Consider the following 22,529-nt stretch of genomic DNA (forward strand, 5'->3'; position numbering starts at 1 on the left):
CCAGTCAGCGCCCGCTGCAGCGCGAAAGCTCAACGGCCGACACCCTCGCGCGAGGATGCCGGCCGTCGGACTGCTTCAGACTGTCTCGAGCGACTCCGGGTCCGGGCCTGTCAGGCACCCGGCCCCGGAGGGTGCCACCTCTCCGAGGAGAGGCGGCGTCCGGATCAGCTCACGCGGCGACGACGGTGCAGCAGGCTGAGGAGCGCCAGGGCGATCATGCCCGCCGGAGCACCCGCGCCCGTGGAGGAGCAACCCCCGCCCTCGTCGGGCCTGGCCGTCGCCTGCACGGTGACGCTGTGCGAGGCGCCGCTGGGGTCCTTCACCGTCAGCTTGAAGGAGAAGGTGGCGCTCTCGCCGTCCAGGTCCGGCACGTCCACGCTGAGCACCGCGCGGGTGGACTCGTTGAGCGTGACGCTCGGGCCCCCCGTCTGCTCCCACTTGTACGTCAGGGCGTCACCATCGGGGTCGCTGGACTCCGAGCCGTCGAGCGTCAGCGACGTCTGGGAACCATTGACGATGATGCGGGCCTTCGCCACCGGGTCCTGGTTCGGAATCGGCGACGGGGTGACCTGCACGTCCACCGTGTCGCTGGCGATGACGCTGCCATCGCTCACCGTCAGGCGGAACGTCAGCGTCTCGGCGGCCGACAGGTCCGGCGCGGTGAATGTCGCCACGGCGGAGGTGGCATTGGACAGCGCCACCGCCGTACCCGCCGTCTGCACCCACGTGTACGAGAGCGTGTCACCGTCCTCGTCCGTCGCCGAGCCGCTCAGCGTGGCCGTGGCGCGCGCGGCCACGGTGCCATCCAGACCCGCGTTCACCGTCGGCGCGCGGTTGACGTTCAGCACGTCCACCGACACATCCTGGGTGGCGTTGGCCGTCCCGTCGGACACCGTCACGCGGAAGGTGAGGACGGCGTTGGCGGCCACCTCACCCGTGGCGAACGTGGCCGTCGCCGTGTTGGCGTTGTCCAGCGTCACCGGCGTACCGGTCAGCTGCGTCCAGGCGTACGTCAGCGTGTCGCCGTCGGCGTCCGAGGCCACGGCCGTGAGCGTGGCCGTGCTGCGCTCGTTCACCGTCACGGACGTCGCCGTCACCACCGGCGCGCGGTTCGCGGGGTGGATGACCACGTTCACCGTGTCGTTCACGCTCGTCTTGCCGTCGGACACCGTGAGGCGGAAGGACAGCGTCTCGTCCCCCGTCACCTCGGGCGCGACGAAGGTCGCCGTCGGCGTCGTGTAGTTCGCGATGGCCACGGGCGTACCGGACACCTGGGTCCAGAGGTACGTCAGGGGGTCGTTGTCCGCGTCCGTCGCGGCGCCGGACAGGGTGACGGTGCTGCGCTCGTCGGCGGATCCATCCGCGCCCGCGTTCACCGTGGGAGCGCGGTTGACGTTGCGCACGCGCACCGTGACGTTGTCGGAGGTCGTCAGGGTGCCGTCGCTGACGGTCAGCCGCAGGACGATGTTCGAGTCGACGGCCACTTCGGGCGCCGTGAAGGTCACCGTCGGCGTGGTCGCGCCGGACAGCGCCACCGCCGCGCCGGACACGCGCGTCCACTGGAACGTGAGCGAATCGCCGTCGGCGTCCGTGCCGCTGCCCGCAACCGTGACGAGCGTGCGCTCGTCCACCGTGAGGTCAGGACCCGCGTTGGTGACGGGGGGACGGTTGAAGCAGACGCCCGTGTCCGCCACCAGGCTGGTGAACGGGGTGTTGGTGATGCCCGTGAAGGCGATGTTGTCGATGGCCCAACCCGTCGTGCCCGTCGCGTTGTCCGTGCCGATGCGGAAGCGCAGCTGCACCGTCTTGCCCGCGTACGTGGTGCCCAGGTTCAGCGTGGCGGCCACCAGGTTCGGGAAGCCCGCGCTCGTGCCGACGATGGCCTGACGGCCCTGCAGGTTGTTGATGATGCCCGCGGCCGTGTTCAGCGTGCCGCCATAGAGCGGAGTGCCGACGTCCACCCATGACTGCCCGCCATCCTGGGTCAGCTCGATGACAGCGCCGTCGTAGTAGACGGTGGGGTTGGTGCCCGTCTCGAACTGGTAGGCATGGTCGAACCGGACGATGAGGTCCCCCGTCTCCGCCACGTTCAGCTCCGGCGTCTTGAGCCAGAAGTCCGTGGGTCGACCCGCGGCCTGCCCGAGGAACGCGCGGTTCAGGCCACGCGTGTCCAAGGTGGTGAAGGAGAAGTACTGCTCGGTGATGCCACCACCCTCGGCGGACTCCATCTCCCATGGCAGCAGGAGGATGTTGGACTGGACCGTCTCCGTGGTGCTGGTCGCCGGCGCCTCGTTGTAGTTCGTCGTGGCGGCCATCGAGGCGACCACGTCTCCGGGGTTCGCGCTGTCGGGATCCCGGAGCGCGACGGTGAACTCCGCGACCGTGCTGGGCGCCGCGTCCGTCAGCGTCACCGGCACGGACACCGTCGCCTGCTCGAAGGAGCCCAGCGCGGGGATGGCGACGACACCATTGTTGCCGAGGGTGATGCCCCGCGTCGGGGAGATGACCGTGGCGGTGCTCGCGTTCGCCGGCACCGAGCCATTGTTGATGACGGTCAGGACCAGGCGGCCCGTCTCGCCGTTGTCGAGCACGCCGTCGCGATCACACGAGCCCGTCGGAGAGTCGTCCGCGAGCGTGAGCGCCACGAACTCGAGCGAGGCGCCGACCTTGAAGCTCTCGACGACGCCCGCATGCGTGGTGGAACCGCGCGGTGGGGAGATGGCGCCCGGGCCCATGCCGCGCTTGGCGAAGGCCACCCAGAAGCGCTGCGCGTCCTCGGGATCATTCGCCTCGGCGGCGGCGATGAGGGCGTTGCGCGCCTCGTTGTAGGTGGGCGCGGCCGGCGTCAGCATGTAGCCGGTGACCAGGTAGCGCTTCATGCGCGCCTGGGCCTCCTCGAACGGGTGGACCCGCAGCAGGGACGTGTACGCCTCCCAGAGCATGGTGGCCCAGATCTCACCCGAGTTGTGGACCTGCGAGTTGACGCTGGCGCTCGGAGAGATGGGCGCGGTGGTGGGCAGCGGCACCCCGTTCATGATGTGGCGGAACGTCAGCGCGTTCTTCGCCATGTCCGACGAGTAAGCCACCCGGCGGATGCCGTAGAAGGCGCTGTCCAGGGAGATGGCGCGCGTGGCGAACTCGCCCGGGCCGTAGGCGCCCATCCAGTTGGCGTTGGACTCGACCTGGATGTCCTCCGGACGCGTCATCATCAGCAGGCCGTGGAAGTCCGCCCAGCCCTCGCCCATCGCGCGGCCCTGGTTGTTGGTGAGGCCCGCGGCGTTCTGGACGAGGCGGTTGCTGATGTAGTGACCCCACTCGTGGGCCACGATGAAGTTGTCGACGGTGCCATCCGGCCGGTACGTCGCGGTGCGGTTGAGGTGCAGCGTCAGGCCCGGCGCGTTGCGGATGCGGGTCGCATCCGGCAGGGTGATGAGCACCACGGGAATGCCGATGGTCCTCGAGGAGCCACCGAGGTTCGCGACCGCGCCCGCCACGTTGTTGGCGATGATGACGGCCGCGGCGCCAGCCGCCTCCGCGTTCTGCACCTTCACGACGAAGGAGCACTCAGGGGGGCCGCCTCGGTCGATGATGGCGATGTTCCCCGCCACCTCCGCGGCGTTGGTGAGGGGGCTGCAGCCATCACGGTCCGTCGAGCCGGGACCCGCCGCGTCCAGCGCGTTGACAGCGGGCCGCGTCAGGTCGAAGCCCTGCGGCCCCATGTCCATCGCGATGCCCACGGGGACACTGCCCGCGACCTCGGCGGGTGCCGTCACCGTCAACGTCGCGATGCGCTCCGCGTTGAAGACGTACATCTGCATGACGGGCGAGGCACCGTCCGCCGGCGTCGACATGTTGGCGTTGTTGGTGCCGCTGTAGTCCTGCGCCTCCGCGAGGACCGGGTCACCGCCGATGCCACCGCGACCGAAGTTGTCGGTCTGCGCGTTGCCCGACGCCTCGTCGAAGCCGGAGTCGTAGTACCAGTCGTGCAGCCAGTTGTTCACGAAGAACAGGCTGGTGGTCGCCGCGGCGATCTGCTCGTCGTTGATGTTCGGCCGCATGTCGAACTGCATCGTCCGGTCGAACACGCCGGGCGCGGTGACGGTGGGCCGCAGATCTCCGGCGGAGAAGCGCGGGGGGGCCACGAGGTCCGCGTAGGCGTCCACGTTGTTGCCCGTCGTCACCGTTGCGTCCGCGGGCAGCCACGGGTCGTTCCGGCTGAAGGGCGCGTTCTGCAGCGTGATGAGCGCGGGGGGCACGAAGGCCGGGCGGAAGCCGGTGGGCGCGCCGTCCGGGTGCGGGCTCGCGTTGGTGCCCGCGGGGCCGTCATGCGGCGTGTACGGAGGCGTGGTGTCCGCGAACGCGCGGTAGCTGAAGGCGGCCTCCTCGCGCATGTTCTTGCGCATGAGGACCTGCCCATCCACCGCGGAGATGACGTACGAGTACGCATCCCACTCGAGGCTGTCCTCGCGTCCGCTCTGCACCTCCACGTAGTACGCGGGGACGAGCCTGTCCTCGAACGGGTAGTAGAGCGGCCGGGCCCGGGCCGGGACGCGCAGCCCCTCCTCGAGGGGACGCGCGTAGGTCGCGAGCGAGAAGTGCGTGTACCGGTCTCCAGGCCGCGCGCTCTTGACCTGCGCCAGCAGGCTCGCGTCCAGGCGCGTGCCGGTGACGTCCTGGTACGCGGCGGCGATGGCGGCGCTCGCGCTCCCCTTGAACGCCAGGCGCTCGGGGACGGCGCTGGTGGACACGTGCTCGGACAGCGCACCGGACAGGCCCACCACGGAGTTGCCCTTGTCGAGCAGCACCGTCACGTTGTTGCGGAACACCTCGACGCCGCCGAACTCCTGCGTCAGCGTGACGAGCCGGGCGTTGCCGAGCAGCTTCACGGAGGTGACGCGCGCGCCGGCCTCCTCGAAGGAGCGGAGGCCGAAGTCGGAGGCGTAGTCCTTCAGCTGCGAGAGCGCCGCGGCCTCGGGCGACATCTTCGCGAGCTTCGCACGCTGCGCCTTCTGCGCGTCCGTGGTCCGGGCCCAGATGAAGCGAGGAGCACTCGAGCCTGCCGCGGGCAGCGAGACACGCGCACTCGTGTCACCAGCCGCGGACTTGAGCTTCGCGGACTTGGGCTCCGCGGGCTTGGCTTCCAGGTATGCGTCGTAGTTCGGCAGCGTCCGAGCGAAGGAACCGGTACCCGAAAGTACCAGCGCCAGGCCGGACAGCTTGGCAACCAACCTTCTCACGTGGGGGTGCTCCCTTGGGAAAGCGCGGGGGTAGGAAGCCACCCCGAAGAGACGGGTATTGCGCGCCCCGGACAGCTCACCGGGTACACGGATCTCTTCGGGAAGGCCCCCAGGTGACAAATTGTCACCTGTTGAAGAGATTAGTGCCTTTACTGATGTAGGTTGAAAGGCGACAAAGCCGTTTTTTCTACGCTCGCGGGAGATTTTCATGGGCACGGGAGACCCGGCGCAAAATTTCTCCAGCAAGAACAGAGGGTTGCAATGTCCCTGGCACACATTCCAGTGAGGACGGACCTACCCAGTTTCTCCAGAGTCAAGTCAGTGATGACCCGCACGGTGGACAAAGTGTCGCGGCGGAGACAGGCGGGACTCGGAGCCCCTCTGGCGAAAGCTCGACGCGAGCCTGGGCAACGGTACGCGGAACTCAGGGAGCAGGACGCCTGAAAAGCGAAGCCCCATCCTCCGGAGCGGGAGGATGGGGCCTCTTGAAACATCATTGCGGGGGCAGGATTTGAACCTGCGACCTTCGGGTTATGAGCCCGACGAGCTACCAGGCTGCTCCACCCCGCGTCATGTTGATGTCTGCCTTTGAACACCAGAGGTCCGGCTTTGATTCACCGGACCTCTGGCTTCCTGAATTGCGGGGGCAGGATTTGAACCTGCGACCTTCGGGTTATGAGCCCGACGAGCTACCAGGCTGCTCCACCCCGCGTCAGCGGCGAGGGAGGTAGTACCGCCCCTCGCCGGGGACTGCAACATCTATTTCGAGCGAACCCGAGCACGCATCCAACACGTGCTCGAGCGCGCGGTGTGAATCACTTGCGCAGCTTGCTGAAGAGGTCGGCCATCGTGCCGAAGCCCTTCTTGCCCGCGCCCTGCGGCTGCTGCGTCTTCTGCCAGGCCTCCACCTCGGCGCGCTCCTCCGCGCGGACGGCGGCGGTGACGGACAGGCGGATCTTCCCGGACGCGTCGATGTCCAGGATGGCCACCTTCACCTCCTGGCCCAGCGCGTAGTGCTTGCGCAGATCCGTGCCGCGCTCGGTGCCCGTCTCGCTCGCGGGGAGCAGGCCCTTGCCACCGGCGAACACGAGGAAGACGCCGTACGGCTCGATGCGGTCCACCTTGCCGACGACGACCTGGCCCACCTTGGGACGGGGCGCCGCGGGAGCCGCGGGCGCGGCCTTCTCCGCCGAGGCGGCCGGACGCTCCTCGGGGGGACGCTGCGCCTCCTCCTCGGAGATGCGGCGCAGGCCGATGCGCTTGTCCTTCTCGTCGATCTTCTCGACGGCGACCCAGATGGTCTCGCCTTCCTTCACCACGTCGCGCGGGTGCGCGATGCGGCGGTCGCTCAGCGCGGAGATGTGCACCAGGCCATCCACGCCCGGACGCAGCTCCACGAAGGCGCCGAACTGCTGGAGCCGGACGACCTTGCCCTGCAGACGGTCCCCCTCCTTGATCTCGGAGATGGCCTTCTTGAACGGGTCCTCCTGCCGCGAGCGCATGGACAGCGTGATGCGCTCCTTCTGCTTGCTCTTGTCGGGGGAGTTGGGCTGCGCGGCCTCCATGCGCAGGATCTCCACCTCCACGTCGTCACCGACCTTCACCACGTCGCTGGGGTGACCCACGCGCGTGTACGAGAGCTCGGAGACGGGGATCATCCCCTCCACGCCGCCCAGGTCCACGAACACGCCGAAGTCCCGGACGCCGGTGACCTTGCCCTTGACGACCTTGCCGTCGCCCAGGTTCTTGCGCGTCTCCGCGGCCAGCTGGCGCTGCTCGTCCTCGAGCAGCGAGCGGCGCGAGAGCACCACGTTGCGGTCCCGGACCTCGGTGACGCGGAACTTGAGCTTCTCGCCGATGAACTGGTCCGGCTTCTCGACGTAGCGCAGGTCCAGCTGGCTGATGGGGCAGAACGCGCGCACGTCGCCGATGGCGACCTCCACGCCGCCCTTGTTCACGCTCAGCACCATGCCCTCGACGGGCATGCCCGACGCGCGGGCCTCGGCCAGCATCGCCATGGACGCGCTGCCCTTGGCCAGCGCGCGGCTCAGCACGATGCCCTTGGCGCCCACCTCGATGACGTGCGCGTCCAGGCTGTCACCCACGCCGTAGCGCAGGATGCCCTCGTCGTCCTTGAGCTCGCGCAGCTCGATCATCGCCTCGCTCTTGGACGCGCCCTCCAGCGACACGAACGCGGTGTCCGCGCCGAGCTGGAAGATGGTGCCCTTGACCTTCTCGCCCAGGCGCACGCCCCGGCGGCCCGGCGCCCCACCCTCCTTGGCCTGCGCCTCGAACATCTCGGCGAAGGACTCGGACTCGGGGACCTCCTCGTACAGCGCGGAGGAAGGCGCCGGCGTCGGCGTCACAGGGCGCGGCGCGGAGGTCGTCGTCGGCGCGCCGGAGGCCTCGGCCTCCGCGGTGGTCGCCTCGGCGGTCGCGGTCGCCTCGGCGGGGTTCTCCCCCACCGGGCCTCGCGTCTCGATGGCGCCCGACGCGCGCTTCACGACGACCATGGGGCCGGACGGACGGCGCTCGCCGCCACCGCGGCGCTCGCCTCCACCCCGCTCCTGACCGCCCTGGCCACGAGGAGGACGGCGCTCGTCGCGCGGAGCCCCTCCCTCGGAGCGCGGACGCGCGTCACGGCCCTGACCGGGACCGCCGCGCTCGCCGCCGCCGCGAGGACCCTCGCCACGGCCGCTGCCGCCCGAAGGGATGCCGAGCATCACGTCACCGAAGGTGGCCTTCGGCTTCTTGGGGCCGCCCATCCCACCCGGACCGCCCGCATTGGAACCGTTCTTCTCGTCGCTCACTGCCGAGACCTTCCTGAGACGAAGTCAGCCAGACTTCCCGTGAAGCCGGGCCCATGAAAAAGGCGGCGCACTCTACACGCGCGCCCTGTCCGGAGGAAGCCCCGAAGACAGGCGCGCGGCCCACACCACCGCAAGGACCTCAACGGAGGCCCCCCGCCAGCCCATCCCGCCCACCCCCTCCTTGCTGCTCCAACCACCCCCTGCCCGCTCCGTGAGGAGCCGAGCATCGGCGAGCACTTAGCGCGCCCGGCGCAGCCGTCCGGAGACCTTGCGGAACACCGCGCCGGCCTCGGGGACACCCAGCGCGGCGGCCACCGCGAAATAGATGCCGCCCATCGGGATGGCGACGGCCAGGAAGCCCAGGACGGGGTGCAGCCTGGGGGGCGCGAGGAAGGCCCCGCCCCACTCCGCCTGCACTCCCGGCATGGGGCCCAGCACGGCCGCGAGCCCCAGCTTCACGCCCAGGGCCACGAGGCCCGCGATGACGGCCGCGCCCCACAGCCGGGGCAGGAGCCCCGGGGGAACGCCCACGGGCCCCAACTGCCGGGTCAGCTTGCGGCGCAGGAGATACGACTCGAGCCAGGCCACGAGCCCGCTGGCGAGCGTGAGCCCCAGCGCGCCCAATTCCGAGGGCAGTCCCAGCCACCCGGGCAGATGCAGGCCCAGGACCCAGGCGCCCACCGAGCCCACCGCGACGCGGACGATGGCGAAGCGCAAGGGCGTCTTGGGGTCCTTCAAGGCGTAGAAGGCGGAGGCGTACAGCCGGCCCACGGTGGAGGCCACCAGCCCCACGGCGGCGCCCATGAGCAGGTACCAGAGGTAGCGCGAGTCCGCCGCGTCGAAGCGGCCCGTCTGCAGGAGCGCCGCGGCCACCATGTCGCCCAGGAACAGGAAGGCCGCCGCGGAGGGCACCACCCAGAAGGCGATTCGCCGCGCCCCTCCGTCGATGCGCTGACGCAGCTTCGCGGCGACCTCCTCCGACCCGGCGCCGTCCGCCGCGCGGGCCATCTCCGGCAGCTCCGCCGCGGACACCGCCATGCCGAAGAGGCTCACCGGGATGAGGTAGATGGTCTGCGCGTACACGAGGGACGACATGGCGCGCTCGGAGATGAGCGTGGCGAAGGCGGTGTCCACCCAGGCGCTGAACTGCACCACGCCGCGCCCCAGCACCACCGGGCCGAAGCTGCGGAGCACCTGCCGCACCGGCTCCGTCGCCGTGGAGAGCGACGGGCGGAACCTCCCCAGCAGCTGGAGCGTGCGGGGCACCTGCACCGCGAACTGGAGGAAGCCGCCGGCCACCACGCCGTAGGCCAGCAGCTCCACCAGCCGGTCCTCTTCGTAGCGGCCGCCCACGACGAGCAGCGTGGCGATGATGGCCCCGTTCCAGACGACGGGCGCCAGGTACGACAGCAGGAAGCGTCGGTGGCTGTTGAGGATGCCCAGGCACCAGGCGCTCAGCACCAGGAAGCCCGTGCCGGGGAAGAGGATGCGCACCACGCGGATGGCCAGCTCTCGCGCGTGGCCCTCGAAGCCCGGAGCGATGAGGTCCACGAACACGGGCGTGAACAGCATGCCCGCGCACACCAGCAGCGCCGTCGCCAGGGACAACAGGCCGAAGACCGCGCCCGCCACCCGGTCCGCCTGCTCCGTGTCCTTGCGGCCCAGCAGCTGGGCGTACACGGGGATGAAGGAGCCGGAGAGGACTCCCTCACCGAAGAGGTTCTGCAGGAAGTTGGGGATGCGCAGCGCGGCCTTGAAGACGGCGGCCGCCTCCGCGTTGCCCAGGTAGTGGGCGAAGACGCGCTCGCGCACCAGGCCCATCAGGCGCGAGGCGAGGATGCCCGTGGCCACGAGCATCGCGCCCTTGCCCCCCGAGCGTTCGGTCCGACCTGACGGGGCGGGAGGAGTCGGGGAAGGCTCGGGCGCGGAGGCGGTCACGGGCCGGGGACTCTATGCGTGACGTCAAGTGGCATGAAGCGGGAAACCCATGGCCCCTGTTTCTCTTGACGGTGCCCCCGGCGGATTGCGAGGGTCCGTCCTCAATGGCCGACATACCGGACAGCGACCTGGACGACGTGGCGCGTATCCGCCTCGTGCTGGCGCGCGAGCTCGAGACCATCAACGAGTACGAGGCCTTCGCCCGGGCGTCCTCCCACCCCGAGGTGCGGGCCTTCTTCCTCCACCTGGCGACGGAGGAGAAGGAGCACGTGTCCGAGGCGGTCCACATGCTGCGCATGCTCGACGCCCACCAGGACTCGCGCTTCACCACGCCCATCGCGCCGGGTCACTTCCAGCAGGCCGTGGGCGAGGCGCCACCTCCCGCCGCCGTGCTCGCGCCGCCGCCTCCTCCGCCTCCGGCCAAGCAGGTCCTCAACGGCCGCTCTCCGGTGGAGCCCCTCACCGCCCTGCCCCCGCAGCGGCTCATGTATGGCCTGCCCGCCCCGCCGCCCGCCGTCGAGTCCCACCCCCTCACGGTGGGCTCGCTGCGCCGTGGCGGTGGTGGCGGTAATCGCTGACGACGTTCCCCTTTTTCTCCCTAGATGTTGAGCCGGAGATTGTTCGATGCCTGACTTCCTTGGACATGCCGAGAACCCGCTTCGTGAGGAGGAGTGGGCGCGCCTGAATGAAACCGTCATCCAGGTGGCGCGCCGCTCACTGGTGGGCCGCCGCATCCTCGACATCTACGGTCCGCTGGGCGCGGGCGTACAGACGGTGCCCTACGACGAGTTCCAGGGCGTGTCCCCGGGCGCGGTGGACATCGTCGGCGAGCAGGAGACCGCGATGGTCTTCACGGACGCTCGCAAGTTCAAGACCATCCCCATCATCTACAAGGACTTCCTGCTGCACTGGCGGGACATCGAGGCGGCGCGCACGCACAACATGCCGCTGGATGTCTCGGCCGCCGCCGGCGCCGCGGCGCTGTGCGCGCAGCAGGAGGACGAGCTCATCTTCTACGGCGACGCGCGCCTGGGCTACGAGGGCCTGATGACGGCCAATGGCCGGCTCACCGTGCCGCTCGGTGACTGGACGGCGGCGGGTGGCGGGTTCCAGGCCATCGTCGAGGCCACGCGCACGCTCAACGAGCACGGCCACTTCGGCCCCTACGCCGTGGTGCTGTCGCCCAAGCTCTACTCGCAGCTGCACCGCATCTACGAGAAGACGGGCGTGCTGGAGATCGAGACCATCAAGCAGCTGGCCGCCGACGGCGTCTATCAGTCCAACCGCCTGCGCGGCGACTCGGGCGTGGTGGTGTCCACCGGCCGCGAGAACATGGACCTGGCGGTCTCCATGGACATGGTGGCCGCGTACCTGGGCGCGTCGAGGATGAACCACCCGTTCCGCGTGCTGGAGGCGCTGCTGTTGCGCATCAAGCACCCGGACGCCATCTGCACCCTCGAGGGCGCTCCCGCGGCTGCCGCCCGTCGGTAGTCCAGCCCCCCATGGCCAAGGTCCTGGTGATCGACGACGAGGTGAACCTGCGCAAGGTGCTCGCCGCCATGCTGCGCAGGGACGGCTTCGACGTCACCGTCGCGGAGAACGGTGAGCAGGGCCTGGCCGAGTTCAACAAGAACGGCGCGGACATCATCGTCACCGATCTGGTGATGCCCAAGGTGGGAGGCATGGAGGTGCTCGGCACCATCCGCGCCGCCAACCCGGACGTGCCGGTCATCATCATCACCGCGCACGGCACGGTGGACTCCGCCGTGGACGCCATCAAGGCGGGCGCGTTCGACTACATCACCAAGCCCTTCGACCAGGTGGAGCTGTCCTCCGTCGTCGCGAAGGCCGCCAAGACCAACGAGAGCGCCCGTCGCTCCGTGCGTCCGGACCTCAAGGCGCGCGCCGCCATCATCGGCGAGGCGCCGCAGATGCAGGAGGTCTACAAGGTCATCGACAAGGTGGCGGACACGCCGTCGACGGTGCTCATCACCGGCGAGAGCGGCACCGGCAAGGAGCTCATCGCCACCGCGCTGCACGGCGCGTCCAGCCGCCGCGACAAGCCGTTCATCAAGATCAACTGCGCGGCCATCCCCGCCACGCTGCTGGAGAGCGAGCTGTTCGGCTACGAGCGGGGCGCCTTCACCGGCGCCGTCACCTCCAAGCCGGGCCGCTTCGAGCTGGCCGACGAGGGCACGCTCTTCCTCGACGAGATTGGCGAGATCCCCGTCGAGATGCAGGTGAAGCTCTTGCGCGCGCTGCAGGAGGGCGAGTTCGAGCGCGTGGGGGGCATCAAGACCACGCGCGTGGACGTGCGCCTGGTCGCCGCCACCAACCGCGATTTGCAGGCGGAGATCGAAGCGGGCCGCTTCCGCAAGGACCTGTACTACCGCCTCGCGGTGGTGCCACTGTCCCTGCCGCCCTTGCGCGAGCGCCGCAGCGACGTGCTGATGCTCGCGCGGCACTTCGTGGAGAAGTACAACAAGCGCCTCAACAAGAAGATCGAGGGCATCACCGACGACGCCCTGGCGCTGCTCCAGGCGTACTCGTGGCCGGGCAACATCCGCGAGCTGGAGAACCTCATCGAGCGCGTCCTGCTGTTCGCGGACGGGCCGTTGATCACCGCCAAGGACCTGCCCGAGCCCATCCGTCAGGGAGCGGGCGTCCAGGCGAGCCCCACCTCGGCGCCCTCCCTGCCCGCCTTGGAGGTTCCCGCGGGCGAGGTGGGCCTGAAGGACATCGTCCGGATGAAGGCCGCGGAGTTGGAGCGGGACCTCATCGTCAAGAAGCTCGACGAGACGGGCGGCAACGTCACCCGCGCCGCGCGTCTCCTCCAGATCAGCCGGAAGTCCCTGCAGACGAAGATGAAGGAATTCGGTCTGCGAGACACCACGCCTGACGAGCAAGAGGACGGCCCCGAGGATTGACCCTCGGTTGGCGGAATTCCTCGTCGCGGGCGCTGGTTTCGCGCCCGCTCACTCTTTCCGATTCATGGAGCCAGCATGCGGCCGAACCTTCCCACCCTCGGTGCACCTCCGAAGCGGAGCCCCATCGGGCCCGTGGTCGCCGTGTCACTCATCCTCGGCGGCGCTGCCGGGGGCGTGTGGTGGTGGAAGCAGCGCATGGCCACCGCCACGCAGGAGGCCGCCGTCACCCAGGCCACCGCCGATGCCGCCGCCACGCCCGACGCGGGCGCCCTGGCCGCGGCGCCCACCGCCCCCGCCGCTCCCACCGACCCGGTGAAGGCCGCGGGCATGGAGCGCGCTTCCATGCGCATCGACGGGCCGCTGGAGACGGCGTTCGTCAACTCCGCGGGCGCGGACGTGGGCCCGGCGCTGGCGCAGGTGGTGACGCGCACGCTGGTGTGGTGGGTGGCCGTCCCCAACGAAATCCTCCGCGGGGACACCCTGGACGTGCTCTTCCAGCGCCGCCCCAACGAGGAGCCGCTGGTGCACGCGGTGCGCTTCACCAGCGCGAAGCTGGGCAAGACGATGAGCGCCTACCGCTTCCAGGGCTCCGCGGAGAACACGGCGCGCTACTACCTGCCCTCCGGCGACGAGCTGGAGCTGCGGCTGGAGAAGTCCCCGCTGGACGACTACGAGCAGGTGACGTCGCTCCTGCGCGATGGCCGCCGCCACAAGGGCGTGGACTTCCGCACCCCGGTGGGCACGCCCGTCAAGGCGCCCTTCTCCGGCGTGGTGAAGCGCAAGAACTGGAACTGGAGCAGCAACGGCAACTGCCTGGAGCTGATTGAAACGGGCGGCAAGGGCCGCCGCGCGCTCTTCCTGCACCTGGACGAGGTGTCCAAGGACATCCAGGCCGGGACGCGCTTCAACGTGGGCCAGGTCATCGCGCGGAGCGGCAACACGGGCCGCTCCTTCGCGCCCCACCTGCACTACCAGCTCATGCAGGGCGAGGAGAAGGTCCTGGACCCCTTCGACCAGCACAAGACCTACCGCCGCACCCTGGCCGCCAACCACAAGACGGCCTTCGACGACGAGGTCCGCCGCCTGGAAGGGCTGCTCGGGACGTCCGTCGCGGGGAAGTAAAAGCAACCCGATTCTTGACACTCCTCCGACGGCGCGGCTAGCTGGAAGCCCCCCGGGCTTGCCGGAAGGCCCGGTCGTTTCGCCGTCGGAGGTCGGATGCACAGGCTTCGCGCCGTACTCGCCGCGCTGACGCTAGGCGCGCCGTTCGCCGCCAGCGCGGCGGATATCACCCGGATCGCCTCGTCCTTCGAGGACGATGACCCGTTCGATCTGTTCATCGACGTCGGGTTCGAACGCACCCAGACTCGCGCGAAGATCATCCGCGAGCAGCTCGCGCCGGTGGGGAGTGAACCCGGGCGCGGTGATGCCTCGGAGCTCTGGTACAAGGGCGTGGACGCCCGCCTCAACCTGAGGATGGCCGTCGGCCTCTACCGCGACCTGGAGCTGTCCTTCACGCTCCCGCTGGTGTTCCAGCAGAACGAGCGCTGGGACTTCACCTCCCAGTCGTCGCAAGAGACGTCCACCATCACCAACAACTGCATCAACCCGGACGGCTCCACCATCCCCGGGTGCCTCGACGACCCGCAGGCCAACGGCGTGCCCCTGTTCGGTATGCCGCAGGAGAGCTTCCGCGGCGGTCTGGGCAACCTGCACTTCGGCCTGGCCTACGCGTTCTTCAACCAGGACAAGGACGTCACCAAGCCCACGTGGATCGTCGGCATCGACTACGAGGCGCCCACGGCCAAGCAGCGGGACCCGAGCGTCGACACGACGAACTCGGACGACCGCGGCAACATCGGTGACCGCGTCCACAAGTACCAGCTCTACACGTCGTTCTCGCGGCGCATCGGCGTGGCCGAGCCGTACTTCAAGGCCAGCTACACCATCCCCGTGCGCGGTCCGGTCTTCTATTCGAACTGCGACCAGCGCGACGCGGATCCCGCCACCCTGGGTGCTCCCGCGAACTGCGGCACCGGGCCGTGGGACCGCAAGGAGACGGGCATCAAGGCGCCCAAGATGATGGGCATCCTCGCCGGCGTGGAGCTGGTGCCCTTCGACCGGCCGCAGAAGCACCAGAAGTTCACCCTGGACCTGCGCGCCATCGGCAACTACGTGGGCGCGGGCCGCTACCACAACGAGCTGAGCGCGGCGCTGCGCAAGCTGCTCACCTCGGAGGAGTACTTCCAGGTCGGTGGCATGCTCGGCGTCACCGCGAGCGCCTCGGAGTCCTTCAAGATCCGCGCGGGCGGCACGTTCCTCTACAACACGGACCACACGCTCACGAACGAGGAGCTGGGCAAGGACCTGGACGGCAACGGCGAGATCGACGCGAGCCTCGGCTCGCCCGAGCTCAACCCCACGTTCGACTGGCGCTACGACCTGGTGTCGCGCCGGTTCCGCGCCATCGGCAGCACGACGTTCCGCTTCGACCTGAGCGCGTCCTTCAACTTCTAGCGCCAGGGAAGTCCCCGGGAGACGCGGGCCTCGAGCACGCGCCTCCCGGTTCCGGACCACCTACTTCTTCAGCGACAACCCGAGTCGGTACACGTCCTGTCCCGACCACCCCGCCCGGCGGGCCAGCTCCGTGCTCAGGGCCTTGAGCTTGTCGCCTCGCGCGAGCCCGTCCTCGAGCGCCCGGCGCAGCTCCTCCTCGGACCAGCGCCGCTCCCCGGTGCGCCCCTCCACCAGCACCACCACCTCGCCCCGGGCCTCCTCCGTCGCGTAGCGCGCGGACAGCTCGGACAGCGGCGCGCGGATGAACTCCTCGTGCAGCTTCGTCAGCTCGCGTGCCACGCACGCCCTGCGGTCCCCCCACGCCTCCTGGAGGTCCTGGAGCGTCTCGCCCAGGCGGCGGGGAGACTCGTAGAGCACCAACGTGGCGGACAGCGAGGCCACCTCCTCCAGCATGGCCCGCCGCTCCGGCCCCTTGCGCGGCAGGAAGCCCAGGAAGTGGAAGCGGCCCGTGGGCAGCCCCGAGGCGCTCAGCGCCGCGACGAGCGCCGTGGCGCCCGGCACGGGCACCACCGTCAGCCCCCGCTCCAGCGCCTCCGCCACCAGCCGCTCACCGGGGTCGCTGATGGCCGGGCTGCCCGCGTCGGTGACGAGCGCGCAGTCCTCGCCCTCCCCGAGCCGGTCCAGGATGCGCCCGGCGCGCTGCCCCTCCGCGAACGCGGGCAGGCTCACCAGGTCCTTGCCGCCGATGCCGAAGTGGTCGAGCAGCACGCGTGAGTGCCGCGTGTCCTCACAGGCGATGAAGCGCACGGCGCGGAGCGTCTCCAGCGCGCGAGCAGAGATGTCACCCAGGTTCCCGATGGGCGTGGCCACCAGGTACAGCGTTCCAGCCATGACTTCCCTCACATGCCCGCATCGAAGGCGCCGGGGATGTGCTCCACGGTGGCCCGCTCGCCGCGCCCGACGACGGCTATCACATCGAAGCGCATCATCCGTCCCTGGAGCTCATGCGCGAAGAGATAGTGCAGCGCCGCCTTCACCACCCGACGCTGCTTCGCGAACGACACGGTGTGCGCCGGGTCTCCCCACACCGCCGTGGAGCGCATCCGCACCTCCACGAAGCACAGGAGCTCCTCGCGCTCGGCCACCACGTCCAGCTCGCCATACCGACAGAGCCAGTTGCGGGCTCGCACGCGCCAGCCCCGCTCCTCCAGGTACCGCACCGCCGCCGCCTCCGCCTCATCCCCATACTCCCGCCGCACCCCACGCCCCATCCCGCCCCCACTCCCACGCCCTCCTCCATGGAGGGCACCCGCCACATCGGACTACACGTTAACCGTGCCGTCCGACATCTGGGCGAAGCCGGGGTGTGACGTGACGTGGACCACCTGCGTGAGGGTGCCCAGGTGCTTGAGCATGCGGGCGATGAGCGGCAGCTTCACCTCGTCCATGCCCGCGAAGACGTCCTCCAGGACGAAGGGCCGCTTCACCCGCGCGCTCCCCTTCTCCACCACCGTCATCCGCAGCGCCAGGTAGTAGAGGTCCAGGTCCTTCGGCGGCAGCTCACCCACCGGCACGCGGCGCCCCGAGGCGAGCGCGAAGGCCCGCCCCTCCTTGTCCCACTCGACGCCCTGGTAGCGCCGGTCCGTGAGCGCGGTGAGGTACTGCACGCAGCGCTCCTTGAGCATCCCCTGCACGCTCAGCACATCCGTCGTGAAGATGTCCGCCGCCTGGGACAGCACGGCGGGAGACGGGTCCTCCAGCGGCTCCACGGGCGCGGGCGAGCCATCCGCCTGCGTCACCGGCGCGGGCGGGGCCTTGGCCAGGGTGATCGACTCCTTCACGCGCCCCAGCTCACGCTCCACCTCGCGGATGTCGCGCACGTAGGAGCCCTTGCGCGTCAGCTCCGCGTTGAGCGCGTCCATCTGCTCCTTGAGCGCCTGGCGCTGGGTGGACGCGGCCACGAACTCCGGGTCGGCCTCCACGGCCGCGAGCTGATCCTTCAGCTCCACCACCCGCGCGGCCAGCAGCTCCTTGCGCTCGAGCGCCGCGGGAATCTCGTCCAGGCTCTCCACGCCGAGCGCCTTCTGCGCCATGCGCACCGGCGCGGCCTCGGCCTCGAACTCCTCGTGGATCTTCTTCTCGCGCGCGTCGAAGCGCCCCTCCTTGCTGCCCTTGCGCGAGGCGCGCTGGAGCTCGTCCACGTAGCGCAGCGCCAGGAAGGCCGCGAAGCCGAAGGCCGGGATGTCCAGCAGCGCCAGGTAGCGGAACGCGCGGTGCACGCCGAGCCCCAGGCCCAACGACAACCCGAGGAACAACACGCCCACCACGATGCCCAACCAGAACATCCGGTCCTGCGTCAGCGGCTCCACCGCGTCCGGCACGTCCGCCGCGTCCGCGTCCCGGTCCGCGCCCAGCCGATTCAAAGCCTCGTCACGCCGGGACAGCGCCTTGGGATAGCGCTGCACGCGGTTGAGGATGTCCTGGGGCAGGCCGAGCGTCTGCGGCGTCGGAGCGGCCCGCCACGCGTTCTCCGCCTCGTGGATGGCCGCCTTGAGGCCCTCGGTGCCCTTGAGGCGCTGGTCCGCGTCGAAGATCTGCGACGACAGCCCATCCACCTTGAACTGGAGCTGATCCACCTCGCGCGCGGAGACGAGCTCCGCCTCGAGCGCGCGCACCTTCGCCTCCGCCGCGGGGATGTCCTCCGCCGCGGCCACCGAGGACGCGTTCGCCAGCGAGGGGAACTTGCCGGAGGTCTTCGGATCCGCCGCCTTCGCCGCGGCCTTGCGCGGACGCCGTGACGGCAGCTGCCCCGGCTGCAGACAGTAGAGCTGCTCGAAGCTCGTGCGCGGCGGCAGGCCCACCTGTCCGCGCAGGAACTGGTTCATCTCCGAGGCGTCCGACGACACCAGCTCCGGCTGCTGCGTCGTCTTGTTCATCCGGTGCAGCGTCCCGGAGCCACCCAGCTCGCGCAGCACGCGGTACGTGGCGCCGTCGATGCCCACGAAGGTCAGCGCGGCCTTGCCGGACTTCGCGCCCGGCGCGATGAAGGACGCATCCCCGCCCCGCCCGTCGGCGTAGAGCAGCGCGAGCAGCACGCCCGCGAAGGGACTCGCCTCCGCCGAGGGCGGCTTGAGGACGAGGTACCCGGCTTTCAGCGCGAAGCGGCCCGCGGCAGTGAATCCCCGGACATTCTGGACGGCGACCTCGACGAATTGCATGGCGCGTCCATGTTAGCGCGAATGAAAAAAGGAGCGCCCGGTATCGGACGCTCCTTCTCACGACGGCCCGAGGGCCGACGAGGACTCAGGGAATCAGGCCTTCGCGCCCTTGCCCTGGGTCGTGTCCGCCTCCTCCTGCACGTCCACGCGGGCGGCTTTGCCCTTGAGGTCGCGGAGGTAGAACAGACGGCTGCGGTTCACGCGGCCGCGCGAGAGGACCTCGATCTTCTCGTAGCGGGGGCTGTGCAGCGGGAAGATGCGCTCGACGCCGACGCCGAAGGACATCTTGCGCACGGTGAACGTGGCGCGGTGGCTGCCGGAGGTCTTCCGGATGACGGTGCCCTCGAACGCCTGAACGCGCTCCTTCTCGCCCTCCTTCACCTTCCAGAAGACGCGCACGGAGTCACCAGGACGGAACGAGGTGACGTCCTGGCGCAGGTACTTGGCCTCGACGTGCTGAATGGCGGCGTTACGCATTTCGGACTCCAGTGAAGCGGAAGCTGACGCGATGAGAACGCGTGAAAGAGCGGGCCGTACTAGCAGAGAGAGCGGTGTCGGACAAGCCCGCTGAGGCCCGACTCCCAAAGAACCCCCAGGGTTACAGCTCTTCCTCCCGTCGGGCCAGCAGTTTCTCGTCGGCCTTGGACAGGGTGAGGCGGGCGAACAGGTCCGGCCGTCGCTCGCGCGTGAGCACCAGCGACTTCCACCGGCGCCACCGGGCGATGCGCGCGTGATCTCCGGACTGGAGGGCCGCCGGCACCTCGACGCCCTGGAACACGGGCGGGCGGGTGTACTGGGGATGCTCCAGCGTCCCCTCCTCGAAGCTCTCCGACACCGAGGACGCCACGTTGCCCAGCACCCCGGGCACCAGCCGCGCCACCGCGTCCACCACCGCCATCGCGGCGATCTCCCCGCCAGTGAGCACGAAGTCCCCCAGCGACAGCTCGCCGTCCAGGTGGCTCATCACCCGCTCGTCCACGCCCTCGTAGCGGCCGCAGACCAGGATCAGCCCGGCGGTGTGCGCCACCAGCTCGCGCGCGGTGACCTGGGTGAAGGTCGCGCCGCGAGGGCTCATCAAGAGCACCTTCGCCCCGGGCAGTCGGGCCCGCGCCGCGCTGATCGCCGCGACCAGCGGCTCGGGCTTCATCACCATGCCCGCACCGCCTCCGTAGGGCGCGTCGTCGGTGACACGGTGCTTGCCCTCGGCGTACTCGCGGATGTCCGTCACGGTGGCGGACAAGAGGCCCTTCTCCTGGGCCTTGCCGAGGATGCTCGCGCCCAGGTAGCCGGACACCATCCCAGGGAACAGCGTGAGCAGCTCCACCGGATACGGCGGGCTCACGACTCGGACCCGTCCGGGGCGTCCTTGTCGGCGTCGCGCCGGCCGACCTCCACGTACTCGGGAGGACGGATCACGATGCGCTGGGCCGCCAGGTCCACCGTCGGGACGAACTCGTCCGCGAACGGCACCACCAGCTCCTGCCGGCCCGCGGCGCGGATCACCAGGTTCGGCACTTCACCGGTGGCCCAGATCTCCTCCACCTTGCCCAGCGGCGTCCCCGCCTCGTCCACGGCGGACAGGCCCAGGAGGTCTCCCTGGAAGAACTCACCCTCCTCGGGCGGCTCCAGGTCCTCGCGGAACACGAACACCGTGGAGCCCACCAGCCCCTCGGCCTCGGTGCGGGACTCCACGCCCTCGAAGGCGACGATGTCCTCCTTCGGCGTGGGGCGCAGGGACTCCAGCACCAGGTCCCGCTCCACGCCCGCACGGGTGCGGACGCGGACCCGGTCCACGGTGGAGAGCGTCTGCGAGCCCGGGTCGAACGGACGCACCGCCAGCTCGCCCCGCAGCCCGTGCGCGCGAGAGATGAAGCCCAGCTCCAGCAGCGGCTTCTGCGTCACCGCGACGCGTCCGGTGCGGCGGCGGGCGATGTGCCGGCGGCGTTGCGGCGGTCGTCCAGGATCTCCAGCCGGACCTTCTGGCCAGACTTCTGGGCGGCGGCATTGAGCAGCGTCCGGAGGGCGTTCACGGTGCGCCCGTCACGGCCGATGACCTTGCCGACATCCTCGGGGGCGACCTTCAGCTCGTAGAGCCGTGCGCCGTCCACCTCGGAGATGCGCAGGCCCACCTGGTCAGGTTGATCGACCAGGGCCCGCGCCAGATACGTGAGGAGTTGCTCCACGTCCGCTCAGTAAAGCCGGTCGCGGATCAAGCCGCGGGGGTGGACTTCACGGCCTTCGCGTTGACCTTGATGAGGTCCGCGACGGTCTCGGAGGGGGTCGCGCCCGTCTTCAGCCAGTAGTTCAGCCGCTCCTCGTTGAACTCCACCTTGGGCGGGTTGAGGTTCGGGTCGTACGCGCCGACGGCCTCGATGAACTTGCCATCCCGGGGGTTGCGGGAGTCGGTAGCGACCACGTGGTAGTAGGGCTTCTTCTTGGCGCCCGCGCGGGCAAGACGGAGGACGACGGCCATGGAGTGCTCCAGCGAACAAGAAACGACGATGTAAACGGGGTGGCGCTCTTAACGCCGCACCCGCGGGATTGTCAAGGAAGCTCGGGACTTTATGTCGTGCTTTCGGCCGGAGTGGCCTCGCCACGATTCGCGAGCTGCCCGCAGGCCCCCGCGATGTCCCGGCCCCGATTCTTCCGGATGTAGGCGGCCACGTGGCCGTCCGACAGGATGGCCCGGAACTGCTCCGCCCGCTCTTCCGCGGTGGTGAGGAACCCCAGGCCGGGGTTCTCGTTGTAGGGAATCAGGTTGACCTTCGCCGGAATTCCCTTGAGCAGCTGGATGAGCCGGTGCGCGTCCTCATCGCTGTCGTTGAAGCCCTGGATGAGCACGTACTCGAAGGTGATGCGGCGGCCCTGGCGCAGCGGGAACTTGCGGCACGCGTCCAACAGCGCGGCGATGTTCCACTTGCGGTTGACGGGCATCGTCTTGCTGCGCTGCTCGTCCGTGCTGGCGTTGAGCGAGATGGCCAGCTTCACGTCCGTCTCCTGGCCGAAGCGCTCGATCATGGGGACGAGGCCGACGGTGGAGACGGTGATGTGGCGGTGGCTGAAGTTGGGCCCGTCCTCGGACTGGAGGATGGCGAGCGCTGTCTTGAGGTTCTCGAAGTTGTGCAGGGGCTCGCCCATGCCCATGAACACGAGGTTGCTCAAGGGACGCAGCGTCTCGTGGCCCTCGTTCTTGCGGACCTCGCGATTGACGGCGTGCACCTGCGCGACGATCTCGCTGGGCGTCAGGTTGCGCTTGAGCCCCATGGTGCCCGTCATGCAGAAGCCGCAGGCCATGGCGCAGCCCACCTGGGTGGACACGCACAGCGTCCGGCGGTCCTCGGAGGGCATGTAGACGGACTCGATGTAGCGCCCGTCGCGCGTCTTCCACCGGTACTTGATGGTGCCGTCGACGCTGCGCTGCTCCAGGTCCTTCACCAGCGGGATGATCTCCGCGGCGACCTTGAGCTTCTCGCGGAAGGCCTTGGACAGGTCCGTCATCTCGTCGAACGAGGTGGCGCCGCGCTGGTGCAGCCAACGGTAGATCTGCGGGGCACGGAAGGCGCGCTCGCCCAGCTGCTCGGTGACGAAGCGGGTGAGCCCCTCCATGGACAGGCTGGCCACGTCCACGAGCTTCGCGGGAGCAGGCGCCGGCAAGGGCTCCGTGACGGGAAGGGTGGCGGTGGCGGTGGTCTCGGTCATCGTCGTCGCGCAGTGAAACGGGGGCCCGGGGGCGTCCCTTCCCACACCTGGGGTCGAGGTGTCAAAGGAGGCCCCGGTCGCCTGGTCGACACGGGAACGCACTCCCCTCCCCCAACCCTACGCATCCCCACACCGCTCCGCTCGAAAACCAACGGCCCGGGCCAGCCCCATGACGAGTGCCGA

General features: G+C 69.7%; 17 protein-coding genes and 2 tRNA genes. 5 read left to right on the forward strand and 14 right to left on the reverse strand.

Annotated elements, in window-relative coordinates; genetic code table 11:
- Positions 1–164 precede the first annotated feature (164 nt).
- The 5 genes from K8625_RS20080 to murJ all read right to left on the reverse strand — a co-directional run bounded on the left by K8625_RS20080 (position 165) and on the right by murJ (position 9,985).
- Positions 165–5,237: a myxosortase-dependent M36 family metallopeptidase gene (locus K8625_RS20080; protein ID WP_223783625.1), complete on the reverse strand. Its 5,073-nt coding sequence runs from the start codon at positions 5,235–5,237 to the stop codon at positions 165–167.
- Between the two features lie 496 nt (positions 5,238–5,733).
- Positions 5,734–5,807, reverse strand: a tRNA-Met gene (locus K8625_RS20085).
- 68 nt (positions 5,808–5,875) lie between these two features.
- Positions 5,876–5,949: transfer RNA gene (locus K8625_RS20090), tRNA-Met, on the reverse strand.
- 103 nt (positions 5,950–6,052) lie between these two features.
- A complete protein-coding gene (locus K8625_RS20095) occupies positions 6,053–8,047 on the reverse strand; it encodes a S1 RNA-binding domain-containing protein (protein ID WP_223747475.1) in 1,995 nt (664 codons plus the stop codon).
- A 237-nt stretch (positions 8,048–8,284) separates the two neighbouring features.
- On the reverse strand, positions 8,285–9,985 hold the full coding sequence (murJ, locus tag K8625_RS20100) for a murein biosynthesis integral membrane protein MurJ (RefSeq protein ID WP_223783626.1): 1,701 nt from the start codon (positions 9,983–9,985) through the stop codon (positions 8,285–8,287).
- A 104-nt stretch (positions 9,986–10,089) separates the two neighbouring features.
- Between murJ and K8625_RS20105 the strand changes: the two genes are divergently transcribed.
- The 5 genes from K8625_RS20105 to K8625_RS20125 all read left to right on the forward strand — a co-directional run bounded on the left by K8625_RS20105 (position 10,090) and on the right by K8625_RS20125 (position 15,429).
- Complete coding sequence (locus tag K8625_RS20105; RefSeq protein WP_223747473.1) at positions 10,090–10,563, forward strand: ferritin; 474 nt, start codon at positions 10,090–10,092, stop codon at positions 10,561–10,563.
- A 46-nt stretch (positions 10,564–10,609) separates the two neighbouring features.
- Entirely contained in the window at positions 10,610–11,476 is an 867-nt protein-coding gene (encA, locus tag K8625_RS20110) for an encapsulin nanocompartment shell protein EncA (RefSeq protein ID WP_141332916.1), read from the forward strand.
- An 11-nt stretch (positions 11,477–11,487) separates the two neighbouring features.
- Positions 11,488–12,912, forward strand: a complete 1,425-nt coding sequence (locus tag K8625_RS20115; RefSeq protein WP_223783627.1) for a sigma-54 dependent transcriptional regulator — start codon at positions 11,488–11,490, stop codon at positions 12,910–12,912.
- A 75-nt stretch (positions 12,913–12,987) separates the two neighbouring features.
- Entirely contained in the window at positions 12,988–14,034 is a 1,047-nt protein-coding gene (locus K8625_RS20120; protein ID WP_223747471.1) for a M23 family metallopeptidase, read from the forward strand.
- A gap of 96 nt (positions 14,035–14,130) precedes the next feature.
- The gene (locus K8625_RS20125) at positions 14,131–15,429 is read left to right on the forward strand and encodes a hypothetical protein (protein WP_223783628.1); all 1,299 of its coding nucleotides are present in this window, start codon (positions 14,131–14,133) and stop codon (positions 15,427–15,429) included.
- A 60-nt stretch (positions 15,430–15,489) separates the two neighbouring features.
- Here K8625_RS20125 and rsmI read toward each other — a convergent pair whose 3' ends face one another.
- The 9 genes from rsmI to rlmN form a co-directional block, all read right to left on the reverse strand.
- Complete coding sequence (rsmI, locus tag K8625_RS20130) at positions 15,490–16,320, reverse strand: 16S rRNA (cytidine(1402)-2'-O)-methyltransferase (RefSeq protein WP_223747469.1); 831 nt, start codon at positions 16,318–16,320, stop codon at positions 15,490–15,492.
- A gap of 8 nt (positions 16,321–16,328) precedes the next feature.
- On the reverse strand, positions 16,329–16,700 hold the full coding sequence (locus K8625_RS20135) for a YraN family protein (RefSeq protein ID WP_046714041.1): 372 nt from the start codon (positions 16,698–16,700) through the stop codon (positions 16,329–16,331).
- Between the two features lie 51 nt (positions 16,701–16,751).
- On the reverse strand, positions 16,752–18,647 hold the full coding sequence (locus K8625_RS20140; protein ID WP_223747468.1) for a chromosome segregation protein SMC: 1,896 nt from the start codon (positions 18,645–18,647) through the stop codon (positions 16,752–16,754).
- Positions 18,648–18,740: 93 nt separating this feature from the next.
- Positions 18,741–19,124 carry a 50S ribosomal protein L19 gene (rplS, locus tag K8625_RS20145; RefSeq protein ID WP_223747467.1) on the reverse strand — a complete coding sequence of 128 codons (384 nt, stop codon included), beginning with the start codon at positions 19,122–19,124 and terminating at the stop codon, positions 18,741–18,743.
- A 121-nt stretch (positions 19,125–19,245) separates the two neighbouring features.
- Positions 19,246–19,989: a tRNA (guanosine(37)-N1)-methyltransferase TrmD gene (gene trmD, locus K8625_RS20150; protein WP_223747466.1), complete on the reverse strand. Its 744-nt coding sequence runs from the start codon at positions 19,987–19,989 to the stop codon at positions 19,246–19,248.
- On the reverse strand, positions 19,986–20,549 hold the full coding sequence (rimM, locus tag K8625_RS20155) for a ribosome maturation factor RimM (RefSeq protein ID WP_141328670.1): 564 nt from the start codon (positions 20,547–20,549) through the stop codon (positions 19,986–19,988). The genes trmD and rimM overlap by 4 nt, the downstream gene beginning before the upstream one ends.
- Entirely contained in the window at positions 20,546–20,830 is a 285-nt protein-coding gene (locus K8625_RS20160; RefSeq protein WP_223783629.1) for a KH domain-containing protein, read from the reverse strand. Before K8625_RS20160 ends, rimM begins: the two co-directional genes overlap by 4 nt.
- 26 nt (positions 20,831–20,856) lie before the next feature.
- The gene (gene rpsP, locus K8625_RS20165) at positions 20,857–21,120 is read right to left on the reverse strand and encodes a 30S ribosomal protein S16 (protein WP_141328672.1); all 264 of its coding nucleotides are present in this window, start codon (positions 21,118–21,120) and stop codon (positions 20,857–20,859) included.
- A gap of 89 nt (positions 21,121–21,209) precedes the next feature.
- On the reverse strand, positions 21,210–22,346 hold the full coding sequence (rlmN, locus tag K8625_RS20170; protein WP_223747465.1) for a 23S rRNA (adenine(2503)-C(2))-methyltransferase RlmN: 1,137 nt from the start codon (positions 22,344–22,346) through the stop codon (positions 21,210–21,212).
- Positions 22,347–22,529: the final 183 nt, after the last annotated feature.

The organism is Myxococcus sp. AS-1-15, from assembly GCF_020037055.1.
In the GTDB taxonomy this organism is placed as follows: Bacteria; Myxococcota; Myxococcia; order Myxococcales; family Myxococcaceae; genus Myxococcus; species Myxococcus fulvus.

Bases quoted from the DNA above. Each gene is read 5' to 3' on its own strand.
- K8625_RS20105 (WP_223747473.1), top strand. From the start codon at position 10,090: ATGGCCGACATACCGGACAGCGACCTGGACGACGTGGCGCGTATCCGC.
- encA (WP_141332916.1), top strand. From the start codon at position 10,610: ATGCCTGACTTCCTTGGACATGCCGAGAACCCGCTTCGTGAGGAGGAG.
- K8625_RS20115 (WP_223783627.1), top strand. From the start codon at position 11,488: ATGGCCAAGGTCCTGGTGATCGACGACGAGGTGAACCTGCGCAAGGTG.
- K8625_RS20120 (WP_223747471.1), top strand. From the start codon at position 12,988: ATGCGGCCGAACCTTCCCACCCTCGGTGCACCTCCGAAGCGGAGCCCC.
- K8625_RS20125 (WP_223783628.1), top strand. From the start codon at position 14,131: ATGCACAGGCTTCGCGCCGTACTCGCCGCGCTGACGCTAGGCGCGCCG.
- rsmI (WP_223747469.1), bottom strand. From the start codon at position 16,320: ATGGCTGGAACGCTGTACCTGGTGGCCACGCCCATCGGGAACCTGGGT.
- K8625_RS20135 (WP_046714041.1), bottom strand. From the start codon at position 16,700: ATGGGGCGTGGGGTGCGGCGGGAGTATGGGGATGAGGCGGAGGCGGCG.
- K8625_RS20140 (WP_223747468.1), bottom strand. From the start codon at position 18,647: ATGCAATTCGTCGAGGTCGCCGTCCAGAATGTCCGGGGATTCACTGCC.
- rplS (WP_223747467.1), bottom strand. From the start codon at position 19,124: ATGCGTAACGCCGCCATTCAGCACGTCGAGGCCAAGTACCTGCGCCAG.
- rpsP (WP_141328672.1), bottom strand. From the start codon at position 21,120: ATGGCCGTCGTCCTCCGTCTTGCCCGCGCGGGCGCCAAGAAGAAGCCC.
- rlmN (WP_223747465.1), bottom strand. From the start codon at position 22,346: ATGACCGAGACCACCGCCACCGCCACCCTTCCCGTCACGGAGCCCTTG.